General features: G+C 55.6%; 12 protein-coding genes and 2 pseudogenes. 2 read left to right on the top strand and 12 right to left on the bottom strand.

Features of this window, described 5'->3' with window-relative positions; all coding sequences use genetic code 11:
* Window positions 1-27 precede the first annotated feature (27 nt).
* On the bottom strand, window positions 28-1,179 hold the full coding sequence (locus KTE_RS26490; protein WP_201386323.1) for an epoxide hydrolase family protein: 1,152 nt from the start codon (window positions 1,177-1,179) through the stop codon (window positions 28-30).
* Between the two features lie 286 nt (window positions 1,180-1,465).
* Window positions 1,466-1,672 (bottom strand): annotated as a pseudogene (locus KTE_RS26485) (sigma factor); the annotation flags it as partial.
* Between the two features lie 377 nt (window positions 1,673-2,049).
* Here KTE_RS26485 and KTE_RS47765 point away from each other — a divergent pair.
* Window positions 2,050-2,226, top strand: a pseudogene (locus tag KTE_RS47765) (AAA family ATPase); the annotation flags it as partial.
* Window positions 2,227-2,401: 175 nt separating this feature from the next.
* Here the strand turns inward: KTE_RS47765 and KTE_RS26475 are convergent.
* The 7 genes from KTE_RS26475 to KTE_RS26445 all read right to left on the bottom strand — a co-directional run bounded on the left by KTE_RS26475 (window position 2,402) and on the right by KTE_RS26445 (window position 8,437).
* Complete coding sequence (locus KTE_RS26475; protein WP_201386320.1) at window positions 2,402-3,151, bottom strand: DUF2182 domain-containing protein; 750 nt, start codon at window positions 3,149-3,151, stop codon at window positions 2,402-2,404.
* Window positions 3,152-3,265: 114 nt separating this feature from the next.
* Complete coding sequence (locus KTE_RS26470) at window positions 3,266-3,994, bottom strand: thioredoxin family protein (protein ID WP_201386318.1); 729 nt, start codon at window positions 3,992-3,994, stop codon at window positions 3,266-3,268.
* A gap of 444 nt (window positions 3,995-4,438) precedes the next feature.
* Window positions 4,439-5,164, bottom strand: a complete 726-nt coding sequence (locus KTE_RS26465; protein WP_201386316.1) for an SDR family NAD(P)-dependent oxidoreductase — start codon at window positions 5,162-5,164, stop codon at window positions 4,439-4,441.
* 240 nt (window positions 5,165-5,404) lie between these two features.
* A complete protein-coding gene (locus tag KTE_RS26460; protein WP_201386311.1) occupies window positions 5,405-5,791 on the bottom strand; it encodes a helix-turn-helix transcriptional regulator in 387 nt (128 codons plus the stop codon).
* A gap of 76 nt (window positions 5,792-5,867) precedes the next feature.
* Entirely contained in the window at window positions 5,868-6,329 is a 462-nt protein-coding gene (locus KTE_RS26455) for an SRPBCC domain-containing protein (RefSeq protein ID WP_201386310.1), read from the bottom strand.
* 177 nt (window positions 6,330-6,506) lie between these two features.
* Window positions 6,507-7,274: an SDR family oxidoreductase gene (locus KTE_RS26450; protein WP_201386306.1), complete on the bottom strand. Its 768-nt coding sequence runs from the start codon at window positions 7,272-7,274 to the stop codon at window positions 6,507-6,509.
* 275 nt (window positions 7,275-7,549) lie between these two features.
* Window positions 7,550-8,437 (bottom strand): SDR family oxidoreductase, encoded by an 888-nt coding sequence (locus KTE_RS26445; protein WP_201386303.1) that lies wholly within the window; start codon window positions 8,435-8,437, stop codon window positions 7,550-7,552.
* 289 nt (window positions 8,438-8,726) lie between these two features.
* Between KTE_RS26445 and KTE_RS26440 the strand changes: the two genes are divergently transcribed.
* Window positions 8,727-9,641 (top strand): AraC family transcriptional regulator, encoded by a 915-nt coding sequence (locus tag KTE_RS26440; protein ID WP_201386301.1) that lies wholly within the window; start codon window positions 8,727-8,729, stop codon window positions 9,639-9,641.
* 313 nt (window positions 9,642-9,954) lie between these two features.
* Here the strand turns inward: KTE_RS26440 and KTE_RS26435 are convergent, their stop codons facing one another.
* From KTE_RS26435 to KTE_RS26425, 3 genes are all read right to left on the bottom strand, one after another.
* Window positions 9,955-11,475, bottom strand: a complete 1,521-nt coding sequence (locus KTE_RS26435) for a ribulokinase (RefSeq protein ID WP_201386299.1) — start codon at window positions 11,473-11,475, stop codon at window positions 9,955-9,957.
* A gap of 21 nt (window positions 11,476-11,496) precedes the next feature.
* A complete protein-coding gene (locus KTE_RS26430; protein ID WP_255552989.1) occupies window positions 11,497-11,763 on the bottom strand; it encodes a hypothetical protein in 267 nt (88 codons plus the stop codon).
* A gap of 206 nt (window positions 11,764-11,969) precedes the next feature.
* Window positions 11,970-14,591 carry a family 43 glycosylhydrolase gene (locus KTE_RS26425; protein WP_201386295.1) on the bottom strand — a complete coding sequence of 874 codons (2,622 nt, stop codon included), beginning with the start codon at window positions 14,589-14,591 and terminating at the stop codon, window positions 11,970-11,972.
* Window positions 14,592-14,628: the final 37 nt, after the last annotated feature.

Genomic DNA, 14,628 nt, shown 5'->3' with positions numbered 1-14,628 from the left:
TCCCGTTTAGCTAGCATGGAGAAGGGCTCATGCTGCGCGAAGAGGGCGGTAGAAGGTCCGCAGTTCCTCAGCTAGCAGTTGAGGTTCCTCCAGCGCAGCAAAATGCCCTCCCCGTGGCATTTCCGTCCAGCGCTCGATACGCAAACTGCGCTCCCCCCATTCACGTGGTGGAAGATTGGCTTCTTTGGGAAAGAGAGCTACCCCTGCCGGAACCTCAATGCGCTGCCCCGCTTGAAGTTTCGGAGGCAGGTGGATATTCTCGTAATACGTGCGAATCGAGGAATTGATTGTTTCGGTGACCCAGTAAATCATAATATTGGTCAGCAGTTCATCTTTACTGAAGCTCCGCTCAACCTCGCCATCGCAGTCGCTGAGCGTTTGAAACTTTTCCACAATCCAGCCAGCCAGACCAATCGGCGAGTCATTCAAACCGTAGGCGAGCGTTTGCGGCTTCGTCGATTGAATCATCGCATACCCACCTTCGCTCATCATCCACTGTTGAACGGCACTCAGATATCGCTGCTCAGCTTCCGAGAGGTGAGACTGGTCGGCGTGCAGAGTAGGAAACCCAAGGTAGGTGAGATGGATGCCGATGAGTAGATCGGGATGCGAGAGCGCCAGCAGCCGTGTGACACCGCTCCCAAAGTCCCCACCTGCGGCAGCGAACCGCTGGTAGCCAAGCTCGTTGCTCATCAAGCGCGCCCACAACTCGGCGGTTTTGGGGAGTTGCCAGCCACGCTCACGTGGACGGTCGGAAAAGCCGAATCCCGGCAGCGATGGCACGACCACATCGAAGGCATCGGCAGGGTCACTACCATAACGCGCCGGATCAGTGAGCAGCGGAATGATCTTGAGCATCTCGAAGAACGAGCTGGGCCAGCCGTGGGTAAGAATGATCGGCAGCGGGTTGGGTCCTTTGCCGCGCTCGTGGATGAAGTGAATACCCAGGCCATCAATATCTGCACGAAACTGCGCGAATTGATTGAGTCTCGTTTCCTGTGCTCTCCAGTCGAACTCATGCTGCCAGTAGTCTGCCAGTTCCTTGAGATAGTCCAGGTTCGTGCCATAGTCCCAACTTGCTCCCTCCACCTGATCGGGCCAGCGGGTTTGGCTCAAGCGTACGAGCAAGTCGTCGAGGGTTCCTTGGGGAATGGCTATAGTAAAAGATTGGATACTCATGAAACGTTTCTCCTTCGGAATCTTGGTTGTGATGAGGGACAACTTGTCCCTCCCGAGTGTTGTGAAGTGCTCTTGTGAAGCGCCCTTAGGCAAGCAGGCACATAGTCCCTTTCCTCCGCCCCTCTCTTTGTCTCTGGCATAAGAGCGCATCTCGCTTGACTCGCCTATGATTGAGAGTATAACCGAGAAGTGGGTCAGAATAGGCCCTCGTTTAGAAAAGATCCATTGAAAATTGCATGATGTGCAGAGCGTTCTCATGTGGCATTCAACCAACCGCGCCCGCTTGGGGCACCGACGCTTCCAGGGACTCCTCGCGCCGCGCGTGACGAGCACGGAGTATATCGAGGCACACCCGTGCGACTACTGTCATCAACCATGCGCCCAGGTTCGCGAGGCGGCTGGGATCGGAGCCGCTGAGGCGCAGCCAGGACTCCTGCACGGCATCGTCCACCTCGTCGAGCCGACCCAGCAGCCGATAGGCCACTGCCCGCAGGTGGGGGCGCTCGGCCTCGAAGCGCTGCGCTAATCAGGTGTATATTCGTCCATCAGTCACATTCCTTCGTTTTGTTTCGTCGAAGTAATGGCGAAGGAAACCCGGCCGATGTGACAGGGGAGACGCACTCCCCGATGACCCGCCGACTGGGCAACCCTGTCAAGATCAAGATGCGCCGATGGTGGGTGTTCTCCACCGGCCAGAGGATACACACAACGAACCAGGTGTAAAAGTGAAAGGAAATGTTCCCATGAAAGTAGCGATTTCCCATACCAAAGTGAAGCCCGACAAGCGCGCCGAAATCGATGCGGCGGGCAAGCGCGTGCTGGAGGCGCTTGAACGAGAACGACCGCAGGGCATTCTGTATGCCATCTGCCTCTTTAGGACTGCGAGCCCCAGGGATGTTTGTGGCACTCCTGAAGCGCACCGTTACAAGCACGGGCGGCACCCTGGTGGCGCGTCCCAACACGCACAACCGCATTGAGCCAATGGTGCCATGCTGTGGCAAGCGGGTGAAGAAACCGCTCTCAGAGTGGTGGCATCAGTGCTCCTGTGAAGGAGCTCATACAGAGGGGCTATGCTTCCTCAGCCGCATTTCGTGGAGACCTGCTTCTGGATCGACGCTTCTTTTTCCCCCTCTCAGATTAGGTATTTTTCCTGAAGAAAAGGGAGAGGTGCTCCAGTCACGAGTCGGGTGCGCCATTATCCTCTCGACATTGCGTATAAGCATTACATCCCTGCTCCGATCAGAAGGAGCGTAGCGGGCACAACGATCACGAGCATGCCATAGAGAATCAAGGCCAGCGCCGCGAATTGGGCGATGCGCGCTCCCAACGGGAAGCATTTTTCCGCGAAGATCAGGATCGAAAGCCCCATCATGGCTGCAATGTTCATGATTCCCAGGGGAAAAAGAAGGACGAAGAGCAACCAGTAACTTACCAGGCAATAGATGCCATACTTCAATCCCATCCGAAAAGAGGCGGAGTATCCTTTCCCGAGGATGAAATCCTGAGGTGCGCGGCATTTCGCCAGGCAGTCACGCTTGAGGGATGTCATCTGGTAGATTCCAGCAAGTACGAGGATGCCACCACCGATGCGGGCTGCGTTCATCATGATCCAGGGAACCTGCTGGGCCAGATCTGATGCGACGAGAGCGCCGAGATACGCGAGCCCTCCGAAGAGCGTCCAGACCAGCAAGTACGCGCCAACGAAGACCCACAGGGGCGCAAAGGCGGCTCTCTCGCTTCCCGTGTCACGCTGGACTCGTGCAACGGCCAGGATCACGGGAAGAGCAGAAGGAACCATCATGGCTGCCATCATCACGACCCAGATCGCCAGGAACAGCGCGGCCTCCATGCCCATGGTCAATCCGCCACCCATCCCCTGTGTTGTCCAGGACTGCCAGATCAGGATCGCCCACGATACGACAACCAGGGCCAGCAGCGTGAGGATAACAGTACGTTCTCGTTGCAATCTCACATTCTCCTTCCTCAAGGAACGCTGTCGCGCCTTAATGCACTTTAAAAATGGAATCAGGGATCATTTGTGTATGAACATAAGGGCGCGGCAGCTCCCAAACCAGTGTCTGTGTGCTCAGCTCTTGTATCTGTCGTGGTATCGAACCCAGGCCTGTGTGAATTCCAGGCCCTCCTCATCTCGCCCTTTCGGAACCAGATCGAGATAGTTGTAAGCAGCGTTCAGCATATCGATTCCCCGCGCGTGGCACGAGTAGGTGTGAAAGATCGCGCCGCTCTCGTCTTTGTAGAACACGCTGGCCCCCTCACGATCCAGGGAGCCGGGATTCGTTTTCACATAGTTGTAGAACGCCGTCCCACTGCTAGCTTCCTCCGAGGTAAATGACGCCTGATAGTCGTAGTTGAAATCGTTGTGGAATGAGGAAACCCATTTGAAGCTCCATCCCATTCTCTGTTTGAACGGCTCGATTTTGGTTAGAGGTGCCCTGGAAATGGCCACAAAGCTCACGTCCCGCTGCTTGAGGTGCACCACACTGCCATTGAACGAGTCGGCCCAGAACGAGCAGCTCTTGCACCCTTCATCCCATTCGGGAGCAAACATAAAGTGATAGACAATCAACTGGCTCCGTTGTTCAAAGAGGTCGGCCAGGGTCTGCTGGCCGTCCGGTCCCTCAAAGACATACCGTTTGTCCACCTTTTCCCAGGGAATGGCGCGCCGCTGCCGGCTCAATTCGTCCCGCAACCGGGTGAGCTCCTTTTCTCTGGCAAGCAGAGCTTTTCGCGCGGAAAGCCATTCCTCGTGTGAAACGATGAGATGATTTTTTATGTCGTCTGAATTGTTTTTCATGTCCTTGCCTTTTCTTGTTCGTGTCTGTCTTCTGTTCAGAAACAACGCCCCGGGCTCTCCAGGGGCATGTTCTGAACCATGCCCCTGGATCAACCTTTCATTTCTGATGACCGAAAAACGCTGCTCACCGCAATAACGAGCATACAACCGTATTTCAATACGTCCAGTCTACATGATGAACGCTCGTACGAAGTGGCGAACCGAATGCATATGCGTTGCATCAGGGAGACAGATCACGAGTTCCTGGATATCAGCGGCCTCATAGGCTGCTAGACGCTGGCCGATGGTCTCCACGCCATATGACCCACTATCTCCAGGAAAAACGTCACCTGCCCATCCTGAGATCTGAGTCCTGGCCCGCTCATCGGTCTCACCAATGATACAGAGTGTCAGGGCTGTCCGATGAATGCTCTCGTCGTCTCGCCGGGCGGGCTGGCAATTTACTCATGACTTGTCCCCCTCTGCAGCTACGAGGGTCGCATTCTGGCGCTCAAGCTCCTTGACCGCACCGCTGCGCCAGCTCTCTGCCAAGGACTCAGACATGGGGTCGGGAAAGATTTCTTCCTCTCCCTTCTCCACTCCGTCGAAGATAGCTCGCGCGACGGACTCTGGAGGGGCCTTCGGTATGTCCAGGGATCGGGACATCTCGGTATCTATGGGTCCAGGTAGGACGGCTTGAACGCTTACGCCCTGCCCAGCCAACAAAGCGCGTAGCGATTGTGTCAGGTTGAACGCGGCTGCCTTTGCGATTGAGTAGGGCGGAACGACCGGCAAGGCGGCCAAGGCTGCCACGGATAGGACATTGACGATGGCTCCCCGAGAACGAGTGAGAAGCGGCAGGAAGGCCTGGGTCATGTCGTATGTGCCGAAGAAGACGACGGCGAGATGCTGCTCGATCGCGGTCCGATCGCTCAAGTCGTCAGACAGCGCAATACTGGCATTGTTGATGAGGATATCAAGAGATTTGACCTTCTCGACAACTTCCTGAATCTGGGCCGCATTCGTTATGTCCAGGGTCAAAGGCGTGACACGCTTATCTGAATGTTCCATTGGTACACGCGCACTGGCATACACCTGCTTAGCGCCTCTCCTCAAGGCTTCCTCAACCAGTGCCTTCCCAAGGCCGCGATTGGTGCCTGTTATCAAAATTGTTTTGCCTGTGATGTTCATGAGATTTTTACTCCTTCTTTCCTCTCCCTCTTGAATACGGGATGGCTCATAGTTCTCTCCTTGCAAGTTGCAGCGAGATCTATTCTCTTGGCAGAGAAAGAAAAAACTTCTCCGACCTTGCTCTTTTCCAGGTACAAATGAGATCGTTCTATGTTGTCGTCCTGTGATAATGGTGTGTTGTAAAACATGGGTTCTTCCCTGCCCGAAAAGCTTGCAACAAGCTGATTGAGCAATATTCCATTACGACATCTCCTTTTGGGTATTCGCTCTGGCATTGGTTTCTTGCTCCTGCGCGGAGGATGTGCCTGGTTCCTCAAGCAGATAGCTCCGCAGAGCAGCAAGACGCTGATCCCATTGGGCTTCAATGGCCCCAATCCAGGTCGTGACGGCCTGCAATGCCTCTGGCCGTGGCACATACCGCCGCTCCCGACCCGTCTCGCGGGCCGTCACGAGACCAGCCTGCTCTAAGGTCACCAGGTGCTTGATAATTGCTTGACGCGTGATGGGCAAACGGGTGGCAAAGCTCGCTGCTGTCCCTGAACCTTCTTCGCATAATTGTTGAAGCAAGAGACGACGCGTGGGATCAGCCAGAGCAAGAAAGACTCGCTGTGTCTGTGAATCGGTCATCACCTGTTTCTCCTCTCCGTCTTCGCGAGATGCTCTTCCGCATCACCTCCAACAAGTAAGCATCTTCGGACCAGGACTACACGACTTCCTGGTTCTGGAGGTAGACATGCAACCCGTTCAGGCACTCTTGCCAGCCATCAGAATTGTCGCGATAGGCTTCCTTTGCCGGCACAGGCTGAGGCAGGGAAGCAAACCCCGACTCGACCAGCGTCAAGAGGGTCCCTTCGGCCCGTTCTTCCAGGGTAATTTCCACCAACGTACTGGGTGCGGTGGCAAACGTGAGCCTGGGATGGCTCACAGCATAGGAAGGCCAACGAAAGGCAAAACGCTGCTCTGGCTCAATGACCTCGATCACGCCAGGATAGGGGCATGGTTCATTTTCCCAGATAAATTGGATGGCACCGCCTACGCGAAAATCCATGTCACGCACCACCCCAAACCAACGGGCAAGCTGTTCTGGTTTCGTGACGGCATCCCAGACACGCTCACGCGGGACGGGCAAAAGCATGGTTCGTTCGATACGATCAGAAAGGGTCATAGGATCTCCTCTCAGGTGACGCAAAATGCGCAGTTTTTATAGGCAACTCTCAGGTTGCCTATAGGACAGTATACCAGAAAAAACCGCTATAGGCAACCAAAAGGTTGCTTTTTTTGGGGATATCAGAAACAAGAGCAAGATTCGAGAAGTGGTGGGAGCGGACCTTTGGAAGCGGGCCTACGATACCAGCTTGACCCCTGCACCAGAAACCAGGAACGCCTTTCCTGCTCTCTCTTGTGGATCGCTTGCACACTCGACCACCGCACGGGCGACGTCCTCTGTTGTCGGCGCCGCTCTCATGTTTTTGATAAAGTCGGCCGGTGAAATGCCCAGAGAGGAAGCGTAGGCTTCGACCCCCACTCTTCCCAGTTCGGTCGTAGGCATCATCCCTCCGGGCACAAGCGCCAGAAACCACAAACCAAGATGCAAGCGATCGGCTTCCTTCTGAGCATACTTCGCCAGAAACATCTGCATGCGCTTGGCTCCTGCATAGCCGCCTGAAAGCGGCGAATCCCCCATGGCCGCGCCGCTGGAAATGAGGATCACGGTCCCCCCCGCAGGCAGCGGTGAGGTCAAGGCGGCCTGAGAGAAGAGCAAGGACAGCTTCACATCGCTATTCCAGTTGCGGGAAAACTGCTCCCATGTTTGCCCCACCAGGGGCGCCATATGAGGGATAGCACCTGCGCAAATGATGAGGACATCTGGCGCAAGCGTCTCAAACACCTTTGCAGGAGCACCCTCCTCCGTCGCGTCCAGCGCGAGGACTTCTACACCCGGAAATGCCGCGGCAAGTTGCTTGAGCGGCTCGGCCTTTCGCGCAACGGCAAGCACCCGCGCGCCCTCAGCGTACACCGCAGCCACAATGCTGCGCCCCAGCCCCCTGCTGCCTCCAATGACGACCACATTCTTGTCCAGTAAACGCTGTGTCTGACTTGATTCATTCATAGCACACTCCTTTTGAACCTCCTGGTATCCCTTCGTAAAAAACACGTATGGGCTTATTATCCTTTCTCTCCCGGAGCCTCGCTCCTCTCGCTTGAGACGAGCGTCAGACCGAGCCGGGTTCTCTGACAGAGCCCCCCATGCAACGCAGCCTGAACGGGCCTCGATCCAGAAAGCAAGGTCGTTCCAGCAGCCTGATGCTCCATCAAGCGTCTATGGCCCCGACTTCACGACTCAACCACGTCAAATTCCGAAAAGCCCTCTTTTTGAGCCATTCTCTACGCTCCTCCGAAATGGCCCGATTCCCCGCGAAAATCGGCGGCATGGCGATGCGCAAACTCGGCGAAGGTGGTGGGACGAATGCTCAACGCGATGTGCGTCTCGGGATGCACCACTTCTTCACCATTGCCCTCCCGACGCAATCTTGACTGCACATCGAGCGCGTCTACGACATAGGCGGGAATGCCTGCCGCGAGCTGTGCTCGCTTCCTTTCTTCCGGAGAGATGTTGACATACCGTATAGTCTTGCCAATGGCAAGGGAGATCTGTTCGGCAACCTCTGTCATGCTCAGTGCTTCTGGACCCGAAATCATATAGGTCTTGCCCTCATGCCCTGGTGTGGTCAGCAGCGCAAAAGCGGCTTTCGCGATGTCCTCCAGATCCACGGGGGTGAGCTTTGCATCCTCGAAAGGAAGGAAAAACGCACGTTCGGCGACGATGGTGGGCACTTCCCGCAAATACTCCGTCATGAATTGGCTGGGACGCAAGTAGGTCCAGGCGAGCTCGGAGCGTTCGAGATAGCGCCCGATTTCTGCGTGCATCCGCGAAAAGAGAAAGGGCGAATCCAATGACGTCGTCACGCCGGAAAGCTTGACCATATGGCGAACGCCCGCCTTTTTGGCGGCATCGATGAACGTACATTGGGTCTCCACCATCTGCTGGTTGGGAGAGGAGATCAGCAAAACGCGGTCTATCCCAGAGAGCGCGTTTGCGAGCGTCTCAGGGCGCAGCATGTCACCTTCCACAAGTTCCACCGTGGGGGATGCCTCTAATGCCTGTGCCTTCGTACGACTCCTGACGAGCGCCCTGACAGGGGCGTGCACTCGTGCGAACTCACGAATGACAGCAGAACCGGCCAGGCCATTTGCACCTGTAACAAGAATCATGATATCCTCCTCGCCAGCAGGGTTCGCATGGTCTAGGAAGAGAGAAGTGCCTCTCGAAAAGCCCTCTCATGTGAACCATGCTCCCCTGCTGCGCTCTACTCTTGAAGAAGTAACCAGGTCACTGTTTCCTCCGCGCTGAGCCGCGGTCTCATGATCAGATCCCAAAGGTAGCGACTCTTGCGGGGTCAAGTGATCTTCTCGATAGGCAGAGTATACCCTTGAACGCTGAGGCAATCTATGCTAAATTGTCTTAAATAATTGTCTGATCGTCTCAAAAGAGGAGAATGGCATGGATGTGCTCACCGATGTGCTGAGTGTACTCGAACTGAAAGGGTGGATCTCTGCGCGCAGGGAGCTGACGCCTCCCTGGCGCTATGACTTTGCGGCCAGTCAAGATATGATCTTTCACTTGCTCGGCTCTGGGAGTGGCTATCTCTTTTTCAAAGGGGACCCTACGCCTCTGCGAGTCGAAGAGGGAGCAGTCCTGCTCTTCCCTTTCGGGCACGCGCACTCGATCTGTGACGAACCGGCTTCACCTCTGACGCAAGTCCTGCATGTGGACTATGACGAGCAACGCGAGTATCAGGGCTTTGCAGGTGCATCCGATGAGTCAAAGATGAGTGTCCTCTGTGGCGCGTTCCATGTGGAGCATCCCGGAGCTTTTCCCTTGCTCCACAGCTTGCCCCAAGTGATTCATATTCCCGCAGAACAGGGCCGCACGGTGCCGGGCTTCACCGAGATTGTGCAGTTGATCGCACGCGAAGCGACCACGCCTCGGCTGGGCACGCAGGTGATGCTCAGGCGATTAACCGAACTGCTCTTCATTCACGTGATCCGGGTTTGGGTTGAGCAACAAGCGGCATCGACGCCCGGATGGGTAGCGGCGCTCCGCGATCAGCCGATCAGCACAGCACTTGGCCTGATTCATCAATCGCCCGAACAGAGGTGGACGGTCGAGGAACTGGCAGAGGCAGTGGCCCTCTCCCGCTCAGTCTTCTCCGCTCGCTTTACCCGTCTTGTGGGTGAGCCCCCTATCACGTATCTCACTCATTGGCGCATGCACAGAGCAACCCGCTTGCTCAAGGACAACGTCGAGATAGAAAAGATCGCAGAGCTTCTCGGCTATGAATCGGCAGTAGCCTTTCACAAAGCCTTCAAGCGAGAAGTCGGCAAGACCCCGGCCAGGTATCGAAAGCTCGGGTAACCAGTCGTAACGCCCGCCTCGATCCCACTCCCGCGCGAAGCTTTCGCTTGATCGACCCCAGATGCGCAAGCGGGTCACCATGCGCAGGTGTTTGCGTTCATTGAGGATGTATGGGAGCGTACTCTTTGTGACACAATCCTCTGGATGGATGCGGGTCAGGGACGTCTTGGAGGGCGTTCATCTCGCCGCTCTTCTCCATCCTTCATGATTTATGTGTAAGTGTCAGTGCTTTAGCGCAGTATTTTCCTCGTTTTCATACATTTTTGATAACTGTCGACTTCTCCCCTTGATTTTGGGCGATGCCGCTATCCTATCATCCCTGCTGAAATAGAGGCGCAAGCGCGGCGTAGGTTGCACGGTAGCGCGCATAGCCCTCGTCATAGATGGCGCGCACGCCGGGATTGGGTTCGACGACCTGTCCGGGATAAACCATGGCCTGGCTGGCGGAACGCAGATCGGTGAACGCGCCCGCGCCAACCGCCGCGCAGATGGCACTGCCGAGGGCGACGGCATCAGGAACCATAGTCAGGGTAATCGGTAGGCCAGCGACATCAGCCAGGACTTGCAACCAGAGCGAACTACGTGTGCCTCCACCGCAGGCCACAATCTGCCGGGTTGCTACTCCCAATTCGTTCAGTTTCTCGAGAATATGGCGATTGCCGTAGGCGGTGCCCTCGTAGACTGCGCGCAAAAGATGGCCGGGGCCATGAGCGGGCGTCAGGCCCCAGATAGTTCCCCTGGCACGCGGATCTTTAATCGGCGTACGGCTGCCCTGCCAGAAGTCCAGCAGAACCAACCCTTCCGCGCCGGGCGAGATCGCCGATGCGGCGGCATCGGCGGCGGCGTAGCGCTCCTCGCCGACTGGTAGAGCGCCGCCCAGAGTGTCGAGCAGCCAGCGCACAGTCCCCCCGGTGCTTGCCTGGCCCGCCTCCAGCGTCCATTCTCCAGTCATTACCGCATCCTGAAATGGTCCCCACAGGCCGTTGTCGAAGACTGGCCGAGCAGATTGCGCGAGTTGGCAGGTTGAAGTGCCGGTGATCAGCGCCAGCTTACCCGGCGCCAGCACATTCAAACCAAGCATACCGGCATGCGCATCAATTCCGCTCATAGCCACAGCAGTACCTGCGGGCAAACCCAGTTCACCGGCAGCCTGCCGCGTCAGCTCGCCGGCCTTCGCGCCCATAGCAAGTGGTTGACCGGGAACTTTTTCAGGCAAATCCTCCAGACCAACCTCCACTAGCAGGCGCTCTGGCCAGCCGGTGGGAGAGTCCGCGTCGGCGGCGGTGCGATAGTGCCACTTGGCGGCGGCGCTATTCAGCGGAATCGCCAGGACGCCAGTCAAGCGATGGGTCAACCAGCTCATTTGTTCGACCAGGTAAGCAGCCTGCTCCCAGGATTTGAACCGCTGTTGTTTGAGCCAGAGAGCCTTGGGAACCGGCCACTCGGCAGGCACATCGCCGCCGCAATAGCGCAACACTGGATCGCCGGTCATACTCAGCATCTGAGCCTGGGCTGTGGCGCGCAAATCCATCCAGATCAGGCTCGCGCTCAGTGGTTCGCCGTTCTGATCGGTGAAGAGAATATTACATGGAGCATCGATCGCCAGGCCGATGACCTTCTCTGGCCTGGCCTTGCTAATTTCCAGGCAGCCGCGCACCACCTGAACCAGCGCCCTCCACCAGTCGGACGGCTGCTGTTCCGCCCAGCCCGGCTGTGGATACCTCGTGGGATAGCTCTGATCGCAAAAGCCACGCGGCTGACCTCGCAGATTAAAGAGGCCAGCGCGCATGCCAGCCGTCCCGGCGTCAATACCGATCACCAAGTCCTCGTTCATCTAGCAGTTCCTTTCATTCTATTACGCCTTTTCTCCATAGACACGTGCTTCGATGCACAATTGCTCTGCAACCTCGCGCAATTCATCTATCCAGTCGCCATCGACTGCGTGGATGTGATTACTGGCATAGGTTGCTAAGAACTCGTCAGCAAAGCAGGTATAACGAGCAAAGGCGTGGGGCCACTCCAGTGTTGTCTGCTTCATCAGTTCCATGTTCTTCTCGTCAGTGTAGCGCACAAATTCGCTGCACAGGATTGCCATAGCTGCCCTGCATAGTTGTGTTTTCATACCGCCACTATGCCAGAAGGACACTGCTACATATCTCCTTTGGGCAAGTTGACAGTACCACTTTAACTATGCTGCCGAAATATCACGTCGTCACGCAATAGGTGGTTCTGTGTACACTGCAAAGCGTATCCATCCTTTATCAACAAAACCGGAGAAGTCTGGTCATTCCGACTTCTCCGGTTTATATCATTTGGGGTCAGGGCGAACTAGGGTTGACTATAGACGTGGACATAATCAAAGTATGCGGGAATGGTATTGACAGGTCCAGAAGAGAAGCCAAACAGACCAATCTTGATGGGGTATGCTGACGATACCGGGTCAAGATCCCATGCATTTCCTCTGATCCAGTGAACGCCATCCACGCTGCTATAGGGCGTATAGGCATTCCCATTACGATAGACACGCAACCAGGTGGTTACAGTCGGCTTTGTCGCCGTACTACCATTCTGGGTCGGATGGGGATTTGAGAGGTAATCCCAACTCTCGCCTTCCAGCGGACATTGCTGCGTGGTATAGGTCTTGACAGCAATGTTGCTGGTGGGTGATGGCTGTACATCGCAGGTCTTTTGATCGCCTGGAGCGGGGTCCAGCGTTTCATGACCAGCGATGACTTTGTTTAACGATTCATGGTGCGTCACGCCAACTTTAATATAGTGGTCATCATCACTATATATGAGCAAGCCTGCTTGCTGGTAATTAGTATTTGGATCAAACGTGAGCTTGGTTTCCATCATATAGTTACCGGCAGGCTGATTCTCTAGCAGAAGATTGGTTGCACTGTTCTGATTGCGATAAAGATCACCATTGATGGTGATTGAGAGTTGTCCATTGACGAACGAGTGCCGGGCTGCATCTTCATGTGCCCATGACCACTGCGCTCCCAGTTTCCCGTTGAACTCGTCAGAGTACGGCGAGAGCAGGGTACCAGCCCGTGGTGCTTGCTGTGGTGGCGCGACATGATGATTCAAGGATGCGGTAGCAATATTGTCGAAGTCGGCCTGCGCATTCTCAGTGATAAAGCCAACCTTGCCATCATTCACACGGAAAGAAGCAGGTAGCGTTCGCTCCTGTACCGCGAGCGGATCGCGCTGCGTGTCAGAGAGCGTAAAACGGAAGCGCGCCTGATCTAACTGGCCGCTTTCATCATCGATGATCAGGTGATGCCAGTCTGAGGGATCGAAATTGGCAGGCAGCGGCGTGGCCTGCTCACCCTGGATAGCGTGTCCATTCTGATAGGGAACGGTCACCAGCGTATTGTGAACGGGATCAATGAAGGCCGCAATAAAGGCTGAATTGTTGTCCCCTTCCTCGCGATAGGAGACTACTCCTCCATAGCGCCCGGCAGGTCCAGCTTTTTCCAGACGGAGATCTAGCTCTGTACGGTATCCCTGGGGAATCGTCATCTGGCTGACGAGCAAGCCTTGGCCATTCTGCCCTGTTTGCGTGGCAAAACCGCCAGTGGTGGCATCTCCGGCATTGCTCTGCCAGTTTCCGCTCAGCCTATTCCAGTTCACATTCAAAGAGCTGTTCGTCACATTAAAGTTATCACCAAAGGTTGGCGTGGTAACTGGAGCAACATTGGTGAGCGATGGCCCCTTGCCATCGTTAACAATCGGCCAGCCATCCGCCGTCCAGTCTACGCGATCCATAAACAACTGACGGAATGAGATGCCTGAGCCTTTTACCCAGCCATCATTCTCATCGACACCATGATAGATGATCCAATCCTGCCCGGAGAGGTCCGTAATCATGGCGTTATGTCCAATACCTCGCCACTTGTTACCATTCTGCTTGAGCGTGGGGTAGCCACCACCCTGCGCTCCACTGTTGACGCCAGCGGGATCAGTAGAAGGGCGCTGAGTCGGTACAGGCTGTATGGATGGCGTCTCCATAGGATAGCCGTTCTGATCGACAAACGGTCCTAACGGCGAGGTGGCGCGGCTAACTACGACGCTATAGGGGCTTTCGGGGCCATTGCAACAATTGCCCGAGGAAGAGAAGTTGTAGTAATACGCCTTGCCGTTGACATCATGGCGTATCACATAGGTACCTTCATAGCGGTCCCAATGTCCAATCTGGTACGAAGACCCGGTCACTTGCAAACCGTCAGGTGCTAATTTCTGGACCAGGGTTCCGCCGAAAAAGCTGCCATAGTACATATAACGCTGACCATCGTGGTCGGTAAAGACGGCGGGATCAATAGTCCAGTAGTAGCAGTTAGGGTCGGTATTGAAGACACAGGCACGTGGGGGAACAATCGGCCCGTGCTGGAAACTTCCACCAGCCGAAGGGCCCGCGTCCTGCCATGGCCCAGCCGGGCTATCAGCCACCGCGACGCCTATCGAGCTGGGACCAGCCGCCGTGCCATACTTGGGCAAAGTCTTAGTATTCGACACAGTATAGTACATATAGTACTTATGATTAAAATACTGGATATCAGGTGCCCAGAGGCCAGCAGTGGGATCAACCCAATCGGGCCGAGTCGGGAAGGCATCGCCCACAAATTGCCAGTGAACGAGGTCCGTTGAGCGCTGGATGGGAAGAATGTGGAACGAACCATCGGACCAGAGATCCGAGGTCGCAACGACATAGTAATATCCATCAAGCCCCTTGGTAATCGTTGGATCTGCGGCTGTCTGGGCAATGATCGGATTGCTATAGGCATTGTTTACCTGCTTATTTGCTTGTGCCTGGGCGCTACGCGTTACGGAAGCGGCCTGGGCGCTGGCAGAAAGCGGAAACAACAGTAGCATGATCAGCAGAGCAATGCTATAGCGGGGGAAACGTTTAAATAGCGACGATTTCGCTATTGCAAATAATCGTGGCATGTGCAACTCCTTTGCCTGAGGATGCCTCCTTGCAAGT

The sequence above is a fragment of the Ktedonobacter sp. SOSP1-85 genome, from assembly GCF_016587415.1.
GTDB lineage: Bacteria > Chloroflexota > Ktedonobacteria > Ktedonobacterales > Ktedonobacteraceae > Ktedonobacter.
Note: the sequence above shows the minus strand (reverse complement) of the source record. Positions and strands in the feature narration are given on the sequence as shown.